The 20,702-nt window shown below is 54.1% G+C and carries 19 protein-coding genes and 1 riboswitch; of the genes, 5 read left to right on the forward strand and 14 right to left on the reverse strand.

Annotated features, from left to right (window positions below):
* Positions 1-67 precede the first annotated feature (67 nt).
* The 5 genes from AC6I8J_RS20730 to AC6I8J_RS20750 form a co-directional block, all read right to left on the reverse strand.
* Positions 68-1,177 (reverse strand): fimbrial protein, encoded by a 1,110-nt coding sequence (locus AC6I8J_RS20730; RefSeq protein ID WP_497825801.1) that lies wholly within the window; start codon positions 1,175-1,177, stop codon positions 68-70.
* Between the two features lie 16 nt (positions 1,178-1,193).
* A complete protein-coding gene (locus tag AC6I8J_RS20735) occupies positions 1,194-3,734 on the reverse strand; it encodes a fimbria/pilus outer membrane usher protein (RefSeq protein ID WP_497825802.1) in 2,541 nt (846 codons plus the stop codon).
* Between the two features lie 34 nt (positions 3,735-3,768).
* Positions 3,769-4,437 carry a fimbrial biogenesis chaperone gene (locus tag AC6I8J_RS20740; RefSeq protein ID WP_222925831.1) on the reverse strand — a complete coding sequence of 223 codons (669 nt, stop codon included), beginning with the start codon at positions 4,435-4,437 and terminating at the stop codon, positions 3,769-3,771.
* 54 nt (positions 4,438-4,491) lie between these two features.
* A complete protein-coding gene (locus tag AC6I8J_RS20745; protein WP_222925832.1) occupies positions 4,492-5,079 on the reverse strand; it encodes a fimbrial protein in 588 nt (195 codons plus the stop codon).
* Positions 5,080-5,489: 410 nt separating this feature from the next.
* Entirely contained in the window at positions 5,490-5,759 is a 270-nt protein-coding gene (locus AC6I8J_RS20750) for a hypothetical protein (protein ID WP_161736151.1), read from the reverse strand.
* 306 nt (positions 5,760-6,065) lie between these two features.
* Between AC6I8J_RS20750 and AC6I8J_RS20755 the strand changes: the two genes are divergently transcribed.
* Positions 6,066-6,608: a DsbA family protein gene (locus tag AC6I8J_RS20755; RefSeq protein WP_260058736.1), complete on the forward strand. Its 543-nt coding sequence runs from the start codon at positions 6,066-6,068 to the stop codon at positions 6,606-6,608.
* A gap of 223 nt (positions 6,609-6,831) precedes the next feature.
* Positions 6,832-7,245 (forward strand): ASCH domain-containing protein, encoded by a 414-nt coding sequence (locus tag AC6I8J_RS20760; RefSeq protein ID WP_497825803.1) that lies wholly within the window; start codon positions 6,832-6,834, stop codon positions 7,243-7,245.
* A gap of 9 nt (positions 7,246-7,254) precedes the next feature.
* On the opposite strand, the gene AC6I8J_RS20765 is transcribed toward AC6I8J_RS20760, so the two are convergent.
* From AC6I8J_RS20765 to AC6I8J_RS20795, 7 genes are all read right to left on the reverse strand, one after another.
* On the reverse strand, positions 7,255-8,223 hold the full coding sequence (locus AC6I8J_RS20765; protein ID WP_260058734.1) for a HesA/MoeB/ThiF family protein: 969 nt from the start codon (positions 8,221-8,223) through the stop codon (positions 7,255-7,257).
* 9 nt (positions 8,224-8,232) lie between these two features.
* Positions 8,233-8,991, reverse strand: a complete 759-nt coding sequence (locus AC6I8J_RS20770; protein WP_222925567.1) for a thiazole synthase — start codon at positions 8,989-8,991, stop codon at positions 8,233-8,235.
* A 2-nt stretch (positions 8,992-8,993) separates the two neighbouring features.
* The gene (gene thiS, locus AC6I8J_RS20775) at positions 8,994-9,191 is read right to left on the reverse strand and encodes a sulfur carrier protein ThiS (protein ID WP_161736146.1); all 198 of its coding nucleotides are present in this window, start codon (positions 9,189-9,191) and stop codon (positions 8,994-8,996) included.
* Positions 9,175-10,119 (reverse strand): FAD-dependent oxidoreductase, encoded by a 945-nt coding sequence (locus AC6I8J_RS20780; RefSeq protein WP_497825804.1) that lies wholly within the window; start codon positions 10,117-10,119, stop codon positions 9,175-9,177. The genes thiS and AC6I8J_RS20780 overlap by 17 nt, the downstream gene beginning before the upstream one ends.
* A 131-nt stretch (positions 10,120-10,250) precedes the next feature.
* Positions 10,251-10,370, reverse strand: a riboswitch (TPP riboswitch).
* A gap of 145 nt (positions 10,371-10,515) precedes the next feature.
* Positions 10,516-10,830, reverse strand: coding sequence for an ArsR/SmtB family transcription factor (locus tag AC6I8J_RS20785; protein ID WP_161736144.1), 315 nt, complete (start codon positions 10,828-10,830; stop codon positions 10,516-10,518).
* Positions 10,831-10,846: 16 nt separating this feature from the next.
* On the reverse strand, positions 10,847-11,965 hold the full coding sequence (locus AC6I8J_RS20790; protein WP_440829570.1) for an alkene reductase: 1,119 nt from the start codon (positions 11,963-11,965) through the stop codon (positions 10,847-10,849).
* Between the two features lie 205 nt (positions 11,966-12,170).
* Complete coding sequence (locus AC6I8J_RS20795; RefSeq protein ID WP_440829569.1) at positions 12,171-12,899, reverse strand: hypothetical protein; 729 nt, start codon at positions 12,897-12,899, stop codon at positions 12,171-12,173.
* 438 nt (positions 12,900-13,337) lie between these two features.
* Between AC6I8J_RS20795 and AC6I8J_RS20800 the strand changes: the two genes are divergently transcribed.
* Positions 13,338-13,883 carry a P-loop NTPase family protein gene (locus AC6I8J_RS20800; protein WP_253417763.1) on the forward strand — a complete coding sequence of 182 codons (546 nt, stop codon included), beginning with the start codon at positions 13,338-13,340 and terminating at the stop codon, positions 13,881-13,883.
* A gap of 183 nt (positions 13,884-14,066) precedes the next feature.
* On the opposite strand, the gene AC6I8J_RS20805 is transcribed toward AC6I8J_RS20800, so the two are convergent.
* A complete protein-coding gene (locus AC6I8J_RS20805; RefSeq protein ID WP_260058730.1) occupies positions 14,067-14,696 on the reverse strand; it encodes a LysE family translocator in 630 nt (209 codons plus the stop codon).
* 558 nt (positions 14,697-15,254) lie between these two features.
* Between AC6I8J_RS20805 and AC6I8J_RS20810 the strand changes: the two genes are divergently transcribed.
* Both AC6I8J_RS20810 and AC6I8J_RS20815 read left to right on the forward strand, forming a co-directional pair.
* Positions 15,255-16,364, forward strand: a complete 1,110-nt coding sequence (locus AC6I8J_RS20810) for an efflux RND transporter periplasmic adaptor subunit (protein ID WP_253417765.1) — start codon at positions 15,255-15,257, stop codon at positions 16,362-16,364.
* A complete protein-coding gene (locus AC6I8J_RS20815) occupies positions 16,361-19,441 on the forward strand; it encodes an efflux RND transporter permease subunit (RefSeq protein ID WP_497825805.1) in 3,081 nt (1,026 codons plus the stop codon). The genes AC6I8J_RS20810 and AC6I8J_RS20815 overlap by 4 nt, the downstream gene beginning before the upstream one ends.
* A gap of 228 nt (positions 19,442-19,669) precedes the next feature.
* Here the strand turns inward: AC6I8J_RS20815 and AC6I8J_RS20820 are convergent, their stop codons facing one another.
* Positions 19,670-20,701 (reverse strand): methionine synthase, encoded by a 1,032-nt coding sequence (locus AC6I8J_RS20820; RefSeq protein ID WP_161736138.1) that lies wholly within the window; start codon positions 20,699-20,701, stop codon positions 19,670-19,672.
* Position 20,702: the final 1 nt, after the last annotated feature.

Genomic DNA, 20,702 nt, shown 5'->3' on the forward strand with positions numbered 1-20,702 from the left:
CGCAGGGCTGATGACACATGCAGCCAGCATCACGCAGCATTCGTCAGTGATGCACAGCCTGTGCCTGTTAATTATAAACGAGATTGAACGTCACCGTACCGTCCGCTTTTCCCGCCATCACCTGCCCGCCAGTCTGAATATATTGCGCGTTAAACGTCATCGACGCCGCCTGATTGGGAGAAGAAACTGTCGTCAGCACCGGCAGCTGATCGGTTGAGACATTCAGCGGCACGCGCTGACCTTCCGGGACCTGCAGGCCGGGTCCATAAGTCAGAGCAATGCCTACACCGGATGCTGAGTTGCTCTGAGGCGTCAGGCTGATGGCATCTTTATCACCTGATGTAGCCATACCAAAGAAACCGACTTTTACGGCTGCACTGTGCTCACACATCACCTGAATCCGGAAGCGCTTCTCGCTTCCTGCCCGGCTGCCGATACCGGTGAATTCCGTCTTACTCACCTTTCCCATGTCCACATTAATAGCGGACTGGGAGGCGACCACAGAACAGCTGCCATACTGCACGGTAAAGCTGGAGAGGAATATTTGCGGCTTGTCGTTGATTGGCTGGCTGCTGGCTGCACTGTCCCCGACCTTCAGGCTGGCATTGCCAATGTTCACCTCACCGACAGATGCGGGTTGATCGCCAGGGTTAAGCGGCGAGCGCTGTCCGGGAATTTTATAGAACACCACATAGGACTGAAGGGTTATGTCGTGGGCAGAATTTAACTGTGGGCTGGTCTGGGAGTTGCAGATCGAGCTGGTTTTACCTTTACCGGTGGTATCAGCGAAACCGCCACCGCAATAAGACGGCTCCTTGAAACCAATAGCGAACCCGATGCTCTCAACGCCTGGAACACGGTATATCGGCGTATTGTGCCCGCCCGCGATATTGGTCTGTAAGCCGGACTCTTCAGCATTAATCTCAAACCCCATATCTTTGTAGTTATAGCCCTGCTCACCGCTGTTTTTATTGCATGTAAAAGCATTGCTGCTTTGCAGGGGCATCTGCGCCGAGATGGGGGTGCCATCGGCTGCGCCCGGCACATAGTTGACGTTATGCACCTGCACGACCACCTGGCTGACGCCGTGACAGGACTCCTGTCCCAGTGCAGGTAAAGCACATAATGTCGGGATAATCAGCATCATCCCTTTCGCTAAACGCAGAACTGATTTCATCTTACATTCCTGTGAATTACTGGCAAACCGCAGAGACGAGTCTGACCGGATTGGTGCCGCTGGCGGCAGGCAGGCGGAACGGCGCGCGGCAGCTTTTCTCCCCCCCCTCTTCCTGCCATTTCACCTCGATAACACCCTGGGCGGGTACACCACTCAGATAGAGTTCGCCTCTTTCAGCGACGATGCCGCTGGTGCTGCTGTTTTTTCCCTCTTCGGCGAGCGCGATCTGCCCCGTCGCCCCGAAAGGTGGGAAGGCATCCTGCCAGCTAAGCGTGAACAGCACCCGATTACCCACGTGGGTGGCATAGTCGGCCATCACAATCGCGCCGCGTGTCGGGATAGCCGTTTGACCATCCAGTTCGACGTCAACATTGTCGGGCAGCGTATCCGTTTCCAGTTCGATGGCATTTTCATGATAAGGCGAAAGTGACGGCACAATCGCATAGCCGCGACCATCGGTGACCACATTGCTGCTGCTCTGAATGCCCACATCGGCCGTACCCGGCACACGCACAATCGCGAAGGTGTCGCCCAGCGGCTGGCTCAGCGTAATGCCGTGTGCATGTGCGACGATGCCGCCCGAGAGACCATAGTTAAACTGAGTGCTGTGGCGATCATGACTGACCCCAGCACTGAGGCTGCCGCGACTGCCACGATAGTCCAGCGAGCCGTTGCTGTTCAGATTTTGTCCCTGGCTGTTGTGGCCCTGCTGCAGGTTGTAATGCAGGTTGTTGTCCTGTAACGCGCTACCCGACAGGCTGACCTGCTGCGAAACATTCCCATCATTGCCGGAGTTCATGCTGTAGCTGACGGAGCTGTCTGGCAGCAGCGCGATGAAGGGAACAGAGACATTAAAAGAGACCGCGCGGTCAGCCTTACGGACGCTGGTCGAGTCGGTGTAAAACCAGGCGATGCCCCAGGAAATGGCTTTGTAATTGCTGTAAAAACCCAGATGCAGGGTGCGATCTTCACTCTTTGAACGCCAGTAGCGCTGCACATAGGCAGAGGCGCTAAGGCTGCCGTAGTCACCCATTTCCTGAGAGACCATTATTTCTGACCGACTGCGCTTGTTAGCCACGTAGCGGGTCGGGCTGGTCATCGCATTGGCTTCGCTGAAAGCATAGAAACCACTGGAGGAATAGCGATAGCTCGCCATGCTGAAAGTCGTATTGGTGGAGGCGAAATTTTTCTGATACTGCGCGCGGACTGACTGACCACTGCTGCTCTGGCCTTGCGCTAAACGGGTTTTAGCCACGGTAACATCGGTTCCCAGCGAGCCAAAATCGCCAAGACTTTTACCCAGACCGATCGCCACAGCGTGATAATTCTGCGCCATCTGAACGCCACCAAAGGCGGTAAAGTCATGCGGCAGTCCGTAAAACAGTGTGGACTGCACAAATTCAGGTGAACGTAGATTGTTGCTGCCTGAGTAATGATAACGACCGCCGCTGACGCTGTACTTCATATGCCCCTCACGCAGCATATAGGGCACCGCCGAGTAGGGCTGGGTGAAGGTTCGCACCGTGCCATCGCTTTCATGGATAGTGATATCGAGATCACCGCTCTGCGCCGTGGGATAGAGATCTTTGATTTCGAATGCGCCCGGTGCGACTACAGTTTCATAAATCACGTAGCCATGCTGACTCACCGTGACCCGGGCATTGCTGTGGGCGATGCCGTGTATCACCGGGGCAAAACCACGCTGACTCTCGGGAAGCATGGTGTCATCAGACATGATCTGCACACCGCGAAACTGCACGCTGTCAAAAACGTCGCCAGAGGTGTAGGTATCTCCGACCCTGAACTGGCTTTTCAGTGTCTTAAGATCCCGCTCCAGATAAGTAGTCTGGGATTGCCAGTGACTGACCAGATCATAGCGCCAGGTGGCCGTGTTACGCAGTCGCCATGCGCCAAGATTGGCCCCACTGCGCAGGCTGAGCAGCGTTGAATTCCAGCGGTCGCTTTCATTACGGCTGCTGCTTCCGGTGAGGTTATAATTTACAAAAGCGGCCGATACACCCTCATCCCAGCGCGAAGGATCGACATAATCGCGATCTTTTATTTTCAGGGCAATCTGGGGAATGGAAAGATTTAACTGCTGGTGCGCGAAATCAAAGTTGGCCGCAGCATCGGGTATGAAATCACCCAGTTCCTCAACCGTCTCATCTTTCTTCAGATTTCTGAACGCAGAGAAGCCGTTTACGTTGACACCAATCGCTGAAAGTTCCTCCGCCGTCAGTTGCGGAACAAGCCCGTTTCTGCCCTGCACAAAAGTGACATCGCGGCTATCAATCATCCGGTTGTTGAGCAGCAGCGTGACATGATAGGTACCCGGTTGCTGGCCGCCTTCATGGGCGAAATAGTGGAGATCGGCGGCGTTATGCTGATCGGATGAAAATTCCAGCGCCGCCGGATTAAAGTAGTCGTCCGCACGCGCACCACGCAGCGGGCAGAACATAAGCAGCATCAGACCCGGAACGCCTGCAAACCAGGAGGAGGCGTAAAGCGGTTTCGCGTGCTTTTTCTTCCCTGTATTGGCCTGTTGAGTGACTTTCACTGTTGATGCCCCGGATTCAAATCAAAATAAATGACTAACGCGTACGTTGTTCAGTGATGCCGCCAAAATCATTAATGGCCGACCATGTCACTGCGCCTGAATCAGCGACGTTCCACTGACGATCTTCACCCGGGCCAATCATGCCAGGATCCTGAATGGCGTGATGATTAACGCTGATCGAATAAAAAGAGACAAAGTAAGGGGTTGGGTTATGTGCAATCAGCTGCCTGCCTTCATGGCGAAACGAGAGTTGTTGCCAGGCATCAGCCGGATTTCCCGCCAGGCCTTTGGGCCGATAAAAAAGTTTAAATTTCGATTTGATATTAACCTGCAGCTGGTTGCTTTTATCGCGTGGCGCAGGCGAAATAGATTTCACATTGAGCCAGAATACCGATTCGCGATCTTTCGGCAGGGGCATTCCCAGATAATTAATCCTTAACAGATTCTCTTTTCCCGCATCGAGGCGGAAGAGTGGTGGCGTGACAATAAAAGGCACGCGGGCGTGGTCATCTGAATTAAAATTCTCTATCCAGGATTCAATCAGGTAGGGGATAGTTTTATCCTGATTAGTGACAGAAAGCGCTGCCTCCTTTTTTCCTTCAACAAAAATAATACGCGTCCCTCCCATCACAACACCTGCATGAGCAGCCATGCTCAGCATACACGCAGAGAAAAGCGAAATAATTCTTATTACTTTAAACATAGTCATTTACGCCGTTGATATTCAGGAGGGAAGCAGGGTTGCCCCTGCTTTTAATCAGTTATAAACCATCACAAAATTTGAAACTGAGTTGGCGGGACCGACTGCAATTTCAGCACCATCACTTTTATAATCGGCAAAGAAATTCAGGTCGGCAGAGCCCCCATCTGAAGCCTTAACCACGTTGACCGCTTTGGAAATGGTACCGATAGCAATCGGTGTGCTGCGGTCAGCTTCGTAGAGTTTGATGCCCACGCCAGTTGCGCCACCGTCAGTCACTTTCAGGAGGGTATTGTCGCCGCTATCTTTATCGCCATCGAACAGCACGGCCACTTTAGTGACCGATGCCGGGCAGTCTTTGACTGAAATAGTGAAAGGGGTTTCGGTGGTTTCGCTGCGGCTTTCGAAATAAGATTTCGCCCACTTACCTAAATCAACGCTCTGATTTTTACTGGCAGTTGAAACGTCACAGGAAACATCGGTAATTTCACCGGTAAATTTCACTTCGCCACCTGCACCCTGAGTACCGGCGGCGGTTCCCGGATTAGGCACAATGGGTGATGGGCCGTCAGCTGCGGCTAATGCCGATCCGGAAATCATAAGGCCAGCCAGTGCCACTGGCAGAATACGTTTTCTGATATTCATCAAACCTGTCTCTTTTCAATACATGCAAAGCGGCTGGGATCAGCCACCTGATGGATAAATATGCATTTATAAAATGCGCCAACATAACAACCCGGTGTTTATTATGTTGGGACTATATTAGCGCTGTGCAGCTATATAAAAGATAAACAGGTCGTTTCGTTACATTGCCAAATAATCCATTAAACGCCTTTCATGTTCTGGATCAATTTCCGGTAATTTAAGAAAAGGATTAGTCAGCCGGTTAAGCATCCCTTTTTAATAAAACATTCACCTATGCGGCCCTTTATATTTACTTTAATTATTTATAGGTTCCAGAATGGGAATATCTTTTTCGCCAGCAGCACATACGTGTCGCTCAACAATAGCCTGCAACAATTATTCATTACGATGAAATAGCAAGCCAGTGCAACTTAAAGCAGATCGTGATCCATCGGCGTGCGAAAAGCTTGCCGTGCGGCAACCATCAGTTGACTGGCTGTTACAGTGGTGGGGAGTCGAAGCAGAATTTTACTTGCCTGCCAGTAACAGAGCACCATGACCTCATCCTCCTCTTTTTCAGCCAGCTCATGCAGCCGGGCGCGCAGTGATAACACGTCAATACTCTGCTGATCATCCAGCATGTCAGAGATTGTCTTGTTAATAACGCGATGGAGAATTTTCCAGGTAAGATCGGTATGCAAAATTAACCTCTTCTAACGCTTATCGGCCCCAGGCAGACGATTAGCATACAGTTAACAGAACTGACTTTCTCATTCGGGCGAGCAAATTCTGCAGATAACTATAGCTGCGTTGCAGGGCCAGCAGTTGAGAATGCCAAAGCCGACAATTCTAACGATTAATGGCCCTTGCTGTCGCCTGTTACGCGCGTCTCAGCCGCTGATTGCTGTTTTTTGTAACAATTACGGCTGATTCTCAACTGGCTGATGCGATGAGGATTTGCCAGGGTAAGGACACTTTCCGTTCCGTTTATCTTAAAGGAGTTTTCGATGAGTCAGCATGCTGATGTCCTGATCTGGGGCCACGGTCCCGCAATCTTTGAAGTCTTTCTGGAACCCACCTGCCCTTTTTCGGTACGCGCGTTCAATAAATTTGACGCGTTACTGGCGCATGTGGGTGAAGAGAAGATGACCCTGAAGATTCGCCTGCAATCACAGCCGTGGCACCTCTATTCCGGCGTGATTGTGCGTTACATCCTTGCCGCCGCCAGCGAAAGTAAAGAGGCGGCAAAGAAGGTAATGCAGGCAGTCGCCGATCATCGTGAAGAGTTTGAGTTCACCGATCACTGTACCGGCCCGAATCGCGATGCAACGCCGAACCAGATTCTGGCCCGCCTCAGGGAGTACAGCGGCGTGGATGCCAGCGCCGCGTTTGATCAGCCCAATCTGCAGAACGCGATCAAATGGCACTGCAAATATGCCCGCCAGAATGGTATCCACGTTTCACCGACCTTTATGGTGAATGGTCTGGTGCAGCCCGACATCAGCAGCGGTGACGACATTGAACACTGGGCGAGCTTTCTGATGCGTTAGTTTTTGTGCGCGGCTGTGGCTGGCCGCGCCAGAGTATGCCTCTCCTTTGCGATCCAGCACACACCCAAACCCAATATCATGATAATTAAGCCTGTTTTCCCATGAGCAGGCCGGGTAAGCTGTAACGCGCTTAGCAGCATATAAACCGCTGCTGCTTTATCTTAACGGCGACACTGGCCTGCATTTATTCCGGTCAGGCGCTTCTTTCATTAAGGATTTGCGGATGTCGATGACGCTGGAACAACTGCAGGACAAATATCCGGGTGCATTCACAGATGCATTCGTTGATTCCCCGGAATTAGCTAACGAGCTGGCAACGCTGATTATTGCCGGAAAAAAGGTAGCCACCTGCGGTTCGTTACAGAGCTGGCAGGATCAGGAAGTCCTGCCACAGCCGGGCGGCTACACCATTGTTCTGAACGGCGAAAAACGGCCCGTCTGCGTGATCCGCACTACCGGACTGTTCCTGACGCGCTTTGATCGCGTGACGCCCGAGATGGCGATGCTGGAGGGCGAAGGCGATCTCAGCCTCGACCACTGGCGGCAGGAACATCAGCGCTACTTCGAACGTGAAGGCTATTTCCACAGCGAAATGGAGCTGATCTTCGAAACGTTCCAGCTGGTCGAGGTGATCTAAACCCGAACCTTACAGCGTATTTGCCGCCATCAACGCCAGACGCGTAACACCACGCGCGGCGAGGTTCTCAGCCGCCTGAGCTGCACGCATGCCACTGGCACACACCAGTACCACACGCTGATCGGATGGCGGCTGCCAGGCTGCTATCTGCTGCGGCAAAATCCGTAACACCCGTCCGGCCACACTGACCGGCGCTTCTTCGGGACTGCGCAGTTCCACAATGCAATCGTCCTCACTGAGCATCAGCTTATCGATAAACGGGATGCCCGGCACGTCGGGTTCAGGTGCATCATCAAAGCGAAATTGCCTGATGTGCCAGTCCACAAAGTCGCAGTGAATCATGCAGCCGAGCGGCGACGGCGTCAGTTTCAATAACACACTCAGCACCATCTGGGCCTGCATTGCACCCAGCGTCGCTACCGCAGGTCCCATCACGCCCGCCGTATTGCAGTTTCCCGACGCTATCGGCAGTTGAGGAAAGAGCGCACGATAGCCAGGCGCACCGCCGCAGAATCCGCCGACATAGCCTTTGCGACCCAGCACCGAGGCGCAGATCAGCGGCAGACCACGCGGAGAGCAGGCGTCGGAGAGTTGATAGGTGATGGCGAAGTTATCCGCCGCATCCACCACCAGATCGACCCCCTTCAGCGCCTGCGGCAGTTGGCTGGCGCTCAACATCTGAGGATGTACCTCAACGTGGCAGTCAGGATTACGCAGCGCCAGCTCGCGCTGAGCACAGATTGCTTTCGGCTGGCCCACATCCCCGACGCCAAACAGCGTCTGCCGGTGGAGGTTGTGCAGCTCGACCCGATCGCCATCGTAAAGACGAATAAATCCGATGCCCGCTCCGGCCAGCAATGGCAGCAGCGTCGCGCTAAGGCCGCCCGCACCCACTACCAGCACCCTTGCCCCGCTCAGGCGCTGTTGCCCCGCTTCACCAATCTCCGGCAGCATCGCCTGTCGCTGATAACGCGTCATCGCTGCTCCTTAACTGAACTGTGCCAGACCAAAAATGGGCGTAGAAGCTGACGCCATGTCGCGTTGCTCCATCAATCCTGCCTGAAACGCCTCGTACCCGCCGTGGATCGCGGCGGCAAAGGCACCCGCCATGCGCACCGGATCGCGTGCTTTCGCTACCGCCGTGTTAAGCAGCACGCCATCAAAACCCATCTCCATCGCCTGTGCCGCCTGGCCTGGCGCACCGATGCCCGCATCAATAATCAGCGGCACACCTTTAAACCACGCACGCATGGCGCGTAGTCCCTCTATATTGCGCAGCCCCTGGCCGGAACCAATCGGCGCGCCCCAGGGCATCAGCACTTCACAACCCGCTTCCAGCAGTTTCTCGCCAACGATCAGATCTTCGGTAGTGTAGGGAAAGACCTGAAAGCCATCAGCACAGAGGATTCGGGCCGCTTCAACCAACGCAAAGGGATCGGGCTGCAGCGTGTCGGCATGACCAATCACTTCCAGCTTAATCCAGGGCGTGTCGAACAGTTCACGCGCCATCTGCGCCGTCGTCACCGCCTCTTTCACCGTGTGGCAGCCTGCGGTATTCGGCAGAATCCGTTTATTGAGCTGCTGCAACAGCGTGCGAAAGGCACCGCCTTCGCTGCCTTCACGACGCAGACTGACGGTAATGATCTCCGCACCGGATGCATCGATCGCCTGATGCAGAATGTCCGGTGACGGATAGCCGGCGGTGCCGAGCAGAAAGCGTGATTGCGGGGCAAATTGATAGAACATGGTTAACCTCCCTGCATCGGTGACAGGATTTCCAGCTGGCTGCCCGGCTCAAGCTGCTGGCTGGCATAACGGCTGCGCGGCACAAACTCACCGTTCAGCGCAGTGGCGACGGTGCGCGGGTCAATCTGCTGCTCCGCCATAAGTTCCGCCAGCGTGATTGCGCTGGTTTCAATCATGCGTCCATTAAGTTGAACTCGCATGAGTCATCTCCTGAGTGAGTTGCAGCATGAGTTTTTCAGCCATGATCGGGGCCAGTAAAAAGCCGTGGCGGTACAGCCCGTTTAACGAGAAGCGGCCATTTTCATAGCGGACTTCCGGCAGGTTCTGACGGTAGGCGGGACGCAGACCGGTGCCACTCTCCACGATGCGCGCTTCAGCCAGCGCCGGATGCAGGCTGTAAGCCGCGCTCAGCAACTCCATCATCGCCCTGCCGCTGATCGGGCTGCTGTCGTGACTTTCGACCATGGTGGCTCCGAGCATGAAGTGGCCTCCGGCACGCGGCACCAGATAGCAGGGAAAGCGCGGATGCAGCAGACGGACCGGACGGGAGAGCTGTACGTCGGTTGATTGCAGGATCAGCATTTCGCCCCGCACGGCGCGCAGGGCGGGCTGATGATCAAGAGCGTGAATGCCGCGGCAGTCGATAATTTTGCCACCGGGTTTACCGCTGTGAAAGGGTACGCCAGCCTCCTGCAGTGTGGCGCGCAGTTGCTGCAGTGCGCCGCGCGGATCAAGATGCGCCTCTGCAGCAAAGAACAGGCCACGGGCGAAACGATTTTCCAGCGCCGGTTCGATGTCACCGGGCGCAACCCACCGATGCTGCTCCGTCATGCTGGCGAAGCGCGTCAGTTCGCGACTGTCTCGCGGCGGCGCAACCACCAGCGTGCCCTGCTGCTCAACGCCATCAACGCGTTGCGCCCACCAGCCCGCCGCATGCTGGCCCCATTCGATCACCTGCGGCGGCGCGCTTTCCGCTTCGCACCAGGGCGCAAGCATACCGCCCGCCCAGTGCGAGGCGGCACGACAGTCCGGCTGCGTAATAATTTCGACGGATTCTCCCCGCTCCCTGAGCAGTGTGGCGACGCACAGCCCGGCGACGCCGCTGCCGATCACCGACCAGCGGCTCATGGTGTCCACCGGAGAGGAAGAAAGAGGTTCAGGATGAGATAGTTCACTTTGGCCTCGTTATCAGTTAACGAAGACCCGTGATACGGAGGGAAAAGGCAGAGACGTCGCGAACGCGCCCCTGCGGCAAGTATCGGATGCGATACCCGTCTTCCTACGCCAGTATCAACTGGGTCAGGTTCTAAGGGTCGCTAAGCCGCGCACTACGCTATTAGCCTCTCAGTCTCTCTGGCGAGACTCCCCTGACGGCTTTAGTTGTAAGTTAAGCGGGCAGCTTCGTCAAGCCGCATGCGTGAAGACGCGCCAGAAATTCGGAGGATATGTGCAGGCGTTTACTGTGAGTGCAAAGGCTATGCATTCGCATATGAGAAAAGAGAGATGTGTTAAACGGCAGGTGCTCTAAAGCGCCTGCAGCGATTGTGTCACCACGTCGGTTATTTCACGAATACGCAATTCAGCGCGGCGATAGTAGGTCCATTTCCCGACTTTGCTGGCTTCGACCAGTCCCGCATTGTGCAGGGCTTTCAGACATAACGAGGTAGCGGGCTGTGATAAGCCCGCCTTGTCCTGGATGAGGGTGGCACAGACACCATACTGAGCGAAGGGATAGAGCTGCGAATAGCCCGCAAACGCTTCGTCAGGATTTTTAAGCCACTTCAGTACTGCCACTCTGGTCGGGTTGGACAGTAACTTCAGGGCATTTTCGGGGGACATGCCGCCTCACATAAGATCAGGATTGAAAAACAGGATAGTCAGTATAGCCTTTCTCAGTGCCGCCATACAGGGAGGCGTTGTCGACCTCATTCAGCGGATAGCCCGATTTAATGCGCGCAGGCAAATCGGGATTCGCGATAAACGAGCGGCCAAAACCCGCCAGGTCGCCCCAGCCGTTATCCAGCATACGCTGTGCTTTTTCCGCCGTGTAGCGACCGGAATAGATGATCGGCGATCGGAATGCTTCCCTCAGCGCAACCCGGAAACACTCTGGCATATCCGGGCTATTATCCCAGTCCGCTTCGGCAATAGAGAGATAACCAACTTCCAGCTCATTCAGAAGCTGAGCGGCGCGGATGTAGGTTGCGTGGGGATCGCTTTCAACCAGGCCAAGATAGACGCGCTCTTCGTCGGTACTCGAAAACAGCGGCGCAAACCGCACGCCAACACGGTGGCTGCCAAATACCGAGCTGACCGCCTCAACCACTTCACGCAGAAAACGCAGACGATTCTCTGCTGAACCACCATATTCATCCGTACGGAAGTTGGTGTGCTCCGAAATAAACTGGTTAATCAGATAACCGTTGGCGGAATGCAGTTCCACACCGTCAAAACCCGCCTCTTTTGCATTTTCCGCTGCGCGTCGGTAAAGCGCCACGATCTCTTTTACTTCCGCGTTGGTCAGTACCCGTGGTTCGCTGGGTGCGGTCAGTATCCCGGCACCGGGTCCGGTTTCAATAAATACCCGGACGTTATCAGCCGCGATGGCTGAAGGGGCAACGGGTGCCTGTTTACCGGGCTGAAGCTCATTGTGAGAGACGCGACCAACATGCCAGAGCTGACAGAAAATCGTTGCGCCTTCCTGATGTACCGCCTCTGTCACCTTTTTCCAGCCAGCGATCTGAGCGTCGCTGTGGATCCCCGGCGTCCATGCATAGCCCTGCCCGCGAGGTTCAATCTGGGTGCCTTCGGTGATCATCAGTCCCGCGCTGGCACGCTGGCGGTAATACTCCACCATCAACTCGCCGGGAATATTGCCCGGCTGTTCACTGCGACAACGCGTCAGCGGCGGCAATACAATGCGGTTACGAAGCGTGAGATCGCCCAGGTTCAGGGGGGTAAAAAGTGACGGCATAACAAAAGGTCCTCTGATGTGTAAGAGGCGCCATTATATTTACACATTTAAATTTGTAAATGTGTAATCAGTGCTTTTTGTTTTAGTCGGGTTTATCAGAGTGTCTCATCATACTAAACAGCCTCATCGTAGCAATCCTGCCGACGCGACGCTCAGGATGGCTTTATTGTCACGAAAGAGCCGCCAGCCGCAGGTTCATCACCTTTTAAGCTATGTATTTATCAGCGAACGCCTGCCACTGCTGGCGATAAACCTCCAGCTGTTTAAGTGCGTCATCGATTGAGGGTTGCGATTTGTTGCCCGGATTCGGTGTGGAACGAATCACATCAGCAAACGCACTGAAAATGGCGTTCATGTCACTGCCCGATTTTGTCGCTTCGAACATCCTGGCCCGTTCATTCTGTGGCCGCGCGGTGCCGCTCTTTACCTGGTTGAGATAATCACGCGCAGCCGCCACGATTTCGCGGGTGCCATATTGATGCGCAATATCCAGCCTCTGCTGTGCCCCCAGCAGCGTGCGCTCTTCGCGGAATGCCACTTTACCGTCGATCATCTCATCAACAATGCCCGTCGCCTGCTCCCACTTGTCCTCCGGAACATATTTCTCAATAAGTTTGTGCAGTTTCACTTGCGTTAACGTTATTGCCATCGCTTCAGAGGTATCGCTGTTATCGTACTGATTTTGTCCCACCTGACCTTCAGCGAGCACCTGATGAAGTGCGCCCGCAAACTCATCCATACTGGCCTGGGTGTTATCTGTCGTCATGTCCACCAGGGGCCGGAATGTCCTTGCATCCCAGTTAGTATAGGGATCATTGAAAAGCGCATAGCCGAGGTTAAACGTGGGTCCCTGATTAGCGGATCGACTTGTCAGCAGACCTTTCAGATTTATATCCTGCTGTTCAGCTGAGACAGGATCAGCTACGACCTGCATCAGGCGGTCTCTTGCCGCCTGAGAGATGTTAACTACAGCGTCAGGAAGCGTTTTTCCGGTAATTGACTCGGTATTGACGCCTGAAGATGGTTTGATTACACCGGAAGTAGCATAGCTATTTGCCACGCCGTCTGTAAGTCCATTGATTAACACCATAATGCCCTCTACGGTTTGATGAATTGAGTAATTAATCGGCAGGATGTAACAAACCTTTACCGTGAAAAATACAATCCGTAAGGCGGGTGACTTCTTTGAAAATCAGATCATCAGGTTCGCTTTGGCATAACTTTGATTCATAATGCCTTCAGAAACCCTTATTTTCGCCTCCTGCAGGTCAACACATTCCATATAAGATTAAAAACTTGCGAAATGCATAGAAAAGCATCATGTCAGCAGGCCGTTATTCCTTTCAGACAAGGCAAATTCAAAGGACATATTATGAATAGTGCACTGACTTTAGAGGCGCTGGGACCACGTATTTGTATTATGGGTCCTTCAAACAGCGGTAAATCCACCTTAGCAGAGGCTATTTCCCGCAAAACGAATTTACCTGTTGTTCATCTTGATCAACTTCACCATCTTCCAGGTAGTCAATGGATTCCCAGAGCGCCGGAAGCATTTCGCCATTTGCATGCGGATGCAGTGAGTCAGGAAAAATGGGTGATGGAGGGAAATTATACAAAATGCATTGAGGAACGATTTGCTCATGCCACGGGATTGATTCTTCTGGATGTAAAAGTGACCGTGGCACTGCTGCGTTATATTCGCAGGTGTTATTCATCCACACCGCGAATAGGGGGTCTCGGCATCAGCAGAGAGTCCGTAAGCCTGGAGATGCTTAAATATATTGTTCGTACTGCCCCGCAGAATCGTAAGTACCATCAGACGCTTTACGATCAGGTCAGATTGCCAAAAGTTCTGCTTAATTCTCCGCACGAGATTAAAGCCTGTTCAGAATACTGGGGCTTACAGTTAAAAAAATAAGTAAACCCACACCGCTTCGATAAATCACCCATCTATAAGCTCGTCAGCAAGTCAGCGCGATAACCTGTTGGTTTACGCCATGACATTATCAGGGTTGCATCGCCTGCTGCCGCTCCGGCTCATCATCTGATCGTTCCTCGTAAGGAGTCAAAACGGATGACGCTCCGTCATCATTAGCCGTAATTAGTTACGGCTGAAGACCAGTTTCAATCCTGCCAGCGCAAAGCAACAGGCTAGCAGCGCATCCAGCCCGCGACGAATTCGACGGTAAAAAGCGCTCATTACAGCCGTCGAAAATAGCAAAGCATAACCACCGAATACAACCATGCAGATCGCCGCACAGCCGCAGATAATCATTGGTAACGTCGAGGTGACCGCTTGGGGTTTAAGGGCAAATGACATAATCGCCACCCAGGTCAGAATCGCTTTGGGGTTGCCGATATGCATCAGGATACCCTGACGGAACAGGCTACCATAAGCGACCCGGGCATCGCTGGTTTTAAACTCTCCGGCTTCCGTACGGCGTAACGCAGATTTACCGGCTTTAAACGCCAGCCAGAGCAAATATAATCCGCCGCCAATTTTCAACGCAATCAGCAGTTGAGCAAAGGTTGTCAGTATGGTCAGCACACCGCAGGCTGCCAGCAGCGCCCAGATCATCGACCCACTCACGACACCCGCAGCCAGCGCCAGCGCGGCACCTCTGCCCTTTTCCATCGCTGTCCCCATTATCGCCATATTGCTCGGTCCGGGACTGGCCGTGGCAACAAAATAGGTCGTAAAGATCAGGATTAACTCGTGTGAAAGCGCCATATTTTTCTCTGCGATGCGGGATTATCGATATGTTATATCCGCTGGCAAAGAAATTTACTATTCATTAACACATTGCCGGTTTTTACGGAGGAGGCTTAATAAAAAGGGCAGGCATCAGGTACGGCAGCGATAAGCTGTATTCACTGAATGACAGGGGCGCGTTAACGGCTATACAGACCTTGTTTTCCGAAAAAGCGGGAGGAACATCGATCTGCCTGACATCCCTCGCGATTTGTGACCTAATTTCATAATGGTCACTTTAAGTCAATCAGGGTCAGCGACGTTAAGGGAACAGGATCTGCCGATACCCATCTGCGGCTGAATCATAGATCCACCTGGCTTGCCGCCCCAAAAATGCAAGGTGCACAGGAACCGTTTTCATTGCCCGCAGCCTCGGATATTCTCCTGCTCAGCTGCCACAACCTTTTGTTATGACTCCTTTACAGTGACATGCCTTAATTTGTTGATGATAAAAATCCAGCCATAAGTGACCATTGACTTAATTAGTCACAAGAATGAGAATGCGCAAACTATCCTGTTACCGCTTTAAGGGAACTTATGCTCAGGCTTAAATCCGCCACCCTTGCTGTTTACGTGTTGCCGCTGGCTTTGGTGGCCTGCGGTGAACCTTCCACCCGCGACGATCCCCGAACGCAGGCTCCTCTGGTGCGGACTGCAACCGTGGTAAGCGCGATAGATCGATCCCACGCCTTTACCGGCGTTGTGGTCGCCCGGATTCAAAGCGATCTCAGTTTCAGAGTACAAGGCAAAATCCTTGAACGTCTGGTGGATACCGGTCAGGCGGTCAAACGCGGTCAGCCGCTGATGCGTCTGGATCCGATTGACCTGACACTACAGTCTCAGGCTCAGCAACAGGTTGTGGAGGCAGCGCGGGCACGGGCTAAGCAAGCCACACAGGATGAAGCGCGCTATCGAGGCCTTGTCACGACGGGTGCCGTATCGGCATCAGCCTACGACCAGATAAAGGCCGCTGCCGATACGGCCAGAGCCGATCTCAGAGCCGCACAGGCACAGGCCAGCGTCGCGCAGAATGCAACGGGTTATGCCGTGCTGCTGGCCGACGCCGATGGCGTTGTCGTAGATACGCTGGCAGAACCGGGTCAGGTGGTCAGTGCCGGACAGGCGGTTATCCGGCTCGCCAGAGCCGGACAGCGTGAGGCCATCGTACAGTTACCTGAGACGCTCAGGCCTGCGCCGGACAGTGATGCTCAGGCGACGCTTTACGGCTCCGGAGATAAACGGGTGCCCGCCAGGCTGCGCCTGCTATCAGATGCCGCTGATCCGGTGACGCGAACCTTTGAAGCGAGATATGTACTGGAAGGCGCGCTGGCTAATGCACCGCTGGGCTCGACCGTCACGCTTAACATCGCGGAAAACGCCAGCAAAGCTGCGGTAATGAACGTGCCCTTAGCCGCGCTCTACGATCCGGGTAAAGGGCCGGGCGTCTGGAGCATTTCAGGTCAGCCCGCAACCGTCTCATGGCGCCCGGTGCAGGTGATTAACCTTGGGGATGACAACGCCGGCGTTGTCGGAAAACTCAAGCCGGGTGAGCAGGTCGTTGCGCTTGGCGCGCATCTGCTCCATGAGGGTGAAAAAGTGCGCACGGCTTCGCACGGCAACGCGCACAGTGCGGGGAGTCATCCATGAGCAAGGGACGTTTCAATCTCTCGGCGCTGGCTGTACGTGAGCGATCGATTACCCTCTTCCTGATCATTCTGATTACTGTTGCCGGTATTCTGTCGTTCTTCGAACTTGGGCGAGCGGAAGACCCGCCTTTTACTGTCAAGCAGATGACCATTATCACAGCCTGGCCGGGTGCTACTGCCCGGGAGATGCAGGATCAGGTTGCTGAGCCGCTGGAGAAGCGTCTGCAGGAGCTTAAGTGGTACGACCGCAGTGAGACCTATACCCGTCCGGGTCTGGCGTTTACCATGCTGTCACTGCAGGACAGCACGCCGCCTTCACAGGTGCAGGAAGAGTTCTATCAGGCGCGCAAGAAAGTCCGTGATGAAGCCAGCAGCCTGCCCGCGGGTGTCATCGGACCGATGGTTAATGACGAGTTCTCTGATGTGACTTTTGCCTTATTTGCGCTTAAGGCCAGGGGGGAGCCGCAGCGTCTGCTGGCAAGGGATGCTGAATCGCTGCGCCAGCAGCTTCTGCATGTAGCCGGCGTAAAAAAGGTCAACATTATTGGTGAGCAGAGTGAGCGAATTTTTATCTCGTTCTCTCATGACAGGCTGGCCACGCTCGGCATTTCCCCCCAGGATATCTTTTCTGCCCTGAACAGTCAGAACGTGCTGACCCCGGCCGGTTCGATAGATGCCAGCGGCCCCCAAATCTTTATTCGTCTTGATGGCGCCTTCGACACACTGGAAAAAATCCGCCAGACGCCTGTCGTTGCCGGGGGCAGAACACTGCGCCTTTCAGACGTCGCGACGGTTGAGCGAGGCTATGAAGATCCGGCGACTTTTATCGTACGTAATCAGGGCGAGCAGGCGCTGTTGTTAGGCGTCGTTATGCGCGACGGCTGGAATGGCCTCGATCTCGGTAAGGCACTGGATGAGGAAACGGCCAGAATTAATGACGGCATGCCGTTGGGTATGACGCTGACGAAGGTCACCGATCAGGCCATCAACATCAGTTCAGCCGTAGACGAATTCATGATCAAGTTCTTTGTCGCCCTGCTGGTGGTCATGGTGGTCTGCTTTGTCAGTATGGGCTGGCGGGTTGGTGTAGTGGTCGCCGCAGCCGTGCCACTGACACTGGCTATCGTGTTTGTTGTGATGGAGGCTTCCGGCAAGAATTTTGATCGCATCACCCTGGGTTCGCTGATCCTTGCCCTGGGTTTGCTGGTCGATGACGCCATCATCGCGATTGAAATGATGGTGGTCAAAATGGAAGAAGGTTATGACCGCATCAAAGCCTCTGCCTATGCCTGGAGTCATACGGCGGCACCAATGCTGGCGGGTACGCTGGTTACCGCTGTGGGCTTTATGCCGAATGGTTTTGCACAATCTACCGCCGGCGAGTACACCAGCAATATGTTCTGGATTGTCGGCATCGCCCTGATCGCCTCGTGGATAGTGGCGGTGGTCTTTACGCCTTATCTTGGCGTGAAAATGCTGCCGGAGATCAAAACGGTGGCGGGAGGACATACCGCGATTTATAACACCCGCCATTACAACCGATTCCGTCATATTCTGGGCCGTGTCATCGCAGGCAAATGGCTGGTGGCCGGTTCGGTGGTTGCTCTATTTACGCTTGCCGTGCTCGGCATGGGGATTGTGAACGCACAATTTTTCCCCACCTCTGACCGCCCGGAAGTGCTGGCAGAAGTCCAGATGCCTTATGGAACGTCAATCGAGGAGACCAGCCAGGCGACTGCAAAAATCGAAGCCTGGCTGCAGAAGCAGCCGGAGGCAAAAATCGTCACATCTTATATCGGACAAGGGTCACCGCGTTTTTATCTGGCCATGGCTCCCGAACTGCCCGACCCCTCGTTTGCGAAAATTGTTGTGCTGACGGACAGCCAGGAAGCGCGTGAAGCACTCAAGCACAGGTTACGCGAAGCGGCGGCTCATGGACTTGCAGCAGAGGCGCGCATCCGCGTGACACAACTGGTGTTTGGCCCCTACTCGCCCTATCCGGTGGCGTATCGCGTCATGGGGCCGGATCCCGACACGTTGCGCGCCATCGCAGCCGACGTAGAGGCAGTGCTACAGGCCAGTCCGCTAATGAGAACAGTTAATATGGATTGGGGGCCAAAGGTGCCGACGCTGCATTTCACGCTTAATCAGGATCGTCTGCAGGCCGTGGGACTGACATCGAATGCGGTGGCAGAGCAGCTTCAGTTCCTGCTTTCTGGCGTTCCGATTACCTCAGTACGTGAAGATATCCGCTCCGTACAGGTTATGGGACGTGCGGCGGGTAACATCCGGCTCGATCCGGCCAGAATAGCGGGCTTTACCTTAGTCGGTTCCTCAGGTCAGCGTATTCCACTCTCTCAGATAGGCGACGTTGATGTACGCATGGAAGATCCGATTCTGCGCCGCCGCGATCGCACCCCGACGCTGACGGTGCGCGGTGATATTGCTGAGCATCTGCAGCCGCCGGATGTCTCAAAGCAGATGCTCAAAGCGTTACAGCCCATCATCGATTCACTGCCAGCGGGCTACCGCATTGAACAGGCAGGCTCGATTGAAGAATCTGGCAAAGCGACCAAAGCAATGGCACCGCTGTTCCCGATTATGATCGCCATGACGCTGCTGATTATCATTCTGCAGGTGCGTTCGATGTCGGCGATGGTGATGGTCTTTCTGACGTCGCCTCTGGGACTGATTGGTGTGGTGCCGACGCTACTTCTGTTTAACCAGCCGTTTGGCATCAATGCACTGGTTGGACTGATAGCGCTGTCGGGCATCCTGATGCGCAACACGCTAATCCTGATAGGGCAGATTCACCATAATGAGCATCAAGGACTCTCGCCTTTTGATGCGGTGGTAGAGGCAACGATACAGCGTGCGCGTCCGGTGCTGCTGACGGCAATGGCTGCCATTCTGGCCTTCATTCCGCTGACGCACTCCGTATTCTGGGGAACGCTGGCATATACCCTGATTGGCGGTACGTTAGGCGGCACCCTGATTACGCTGGTATTCCTGCCGGCGATGTACGCGATATGGTTCAGAATTCGTCCGGGTCAACTCCGCTCCGCTGACGCCCCCTGAGCTGAACGTAACCTGAAACGGGCGTGAACGCTGAACCCGACAGCCTGGCGGATTACGTTACAAAGGTTTCAGACCAGGGAATTTGATCGTGATGTAAGAGGAGTGGGATGAAGAGAATAATAAAGAGACGGATGGCGGGAAAGATAAAGCAACACTAAGGGCAGTTCAGTCCGGTTTTAAATCGCCTTTCAGGCCTCTGAAACCGGACTGCGTCTGCTCAGGAAAAGATTATTTTCCCAGAATTTCCCGGCGGACAATCTCGGCACCCGCACTCAACGCATGCAGTTTGCCATTGGCAACCTGGCGCGGCAGAGGAATCATGCCGCAGTTGGTTGAAGGATAGAGATTTTCAGCATCCACAAACTGCAGCGCTTTACGCAGCGTGCTTGCCACTGCTTCCGGCGTCTCAATTTCATGAGTCGCTACGTCGATAGCACCGACCATGACTTTTTTACCGCGAATCAGCTCAATCAGATCCATCGGAACGCGCGAGTTCTGGCACTCCAGTGAGACGATGTCGATAGCCGAACGCTGCAATTTTGGGAAGACCTCTTCATACTGGCGCCACTCTGTGCCCAGCGTTTTCTTCCAGTCGGTATTGGCTTTGATACCGTAGCCGTAGCAGATGTGAACGGCGGTTTCACACTTCAGACCGTCAATAGCACGCTCCAGTGCGGCAATACCCCAGTCATTCACTTCATCAAAGAAGACGTTAAAGGCTGGTTCGTCGAACTGAATAATATCAACGCCTGCGGCTTCTAACTCTTTCGCTTCCTGATTTAGGATTTTTGCGAATTCCCAGGCCAGCTTTTCACGACTTTTATAGTGATTGTCATAAAGGGTATCGATCATCGTCATCGGACCCGGCAACGCCCACTTAATAGGACGATCGGTCAGCTTGCGCAGGATTTTTGCATCTTCAACAAACACCGGCTTCTGACGTGAGACTTCACCCACTACGGTCGGCACGCTGGCGTCATAACGATTACGGATGCGGACCACTTCACGCTTCTCAAAATCCACGCCGCTGAGGTGTTCAATAAACGTCGTTACAAAGTGCTGACGGGTCTGCTCACCATCGCTGACGATATCAATGCCGGCGCGAACCTGGTCGTCCAGACAGAGACGCAGTGCATCTCTTTTACCGTCAACTAACTCTTCATCCTGCAGTTTCCAGGGTGACCACAGCACCTCTGGCTGCGCAATCCAGGACGGTTTAGGCAGGCTGCCCGCAGTGGATGTCGGTAATAAAGTTTTCATA

This window comes from Pantoea sp. X-Soil-ISGK-355, from assembly GCF_059730805.1.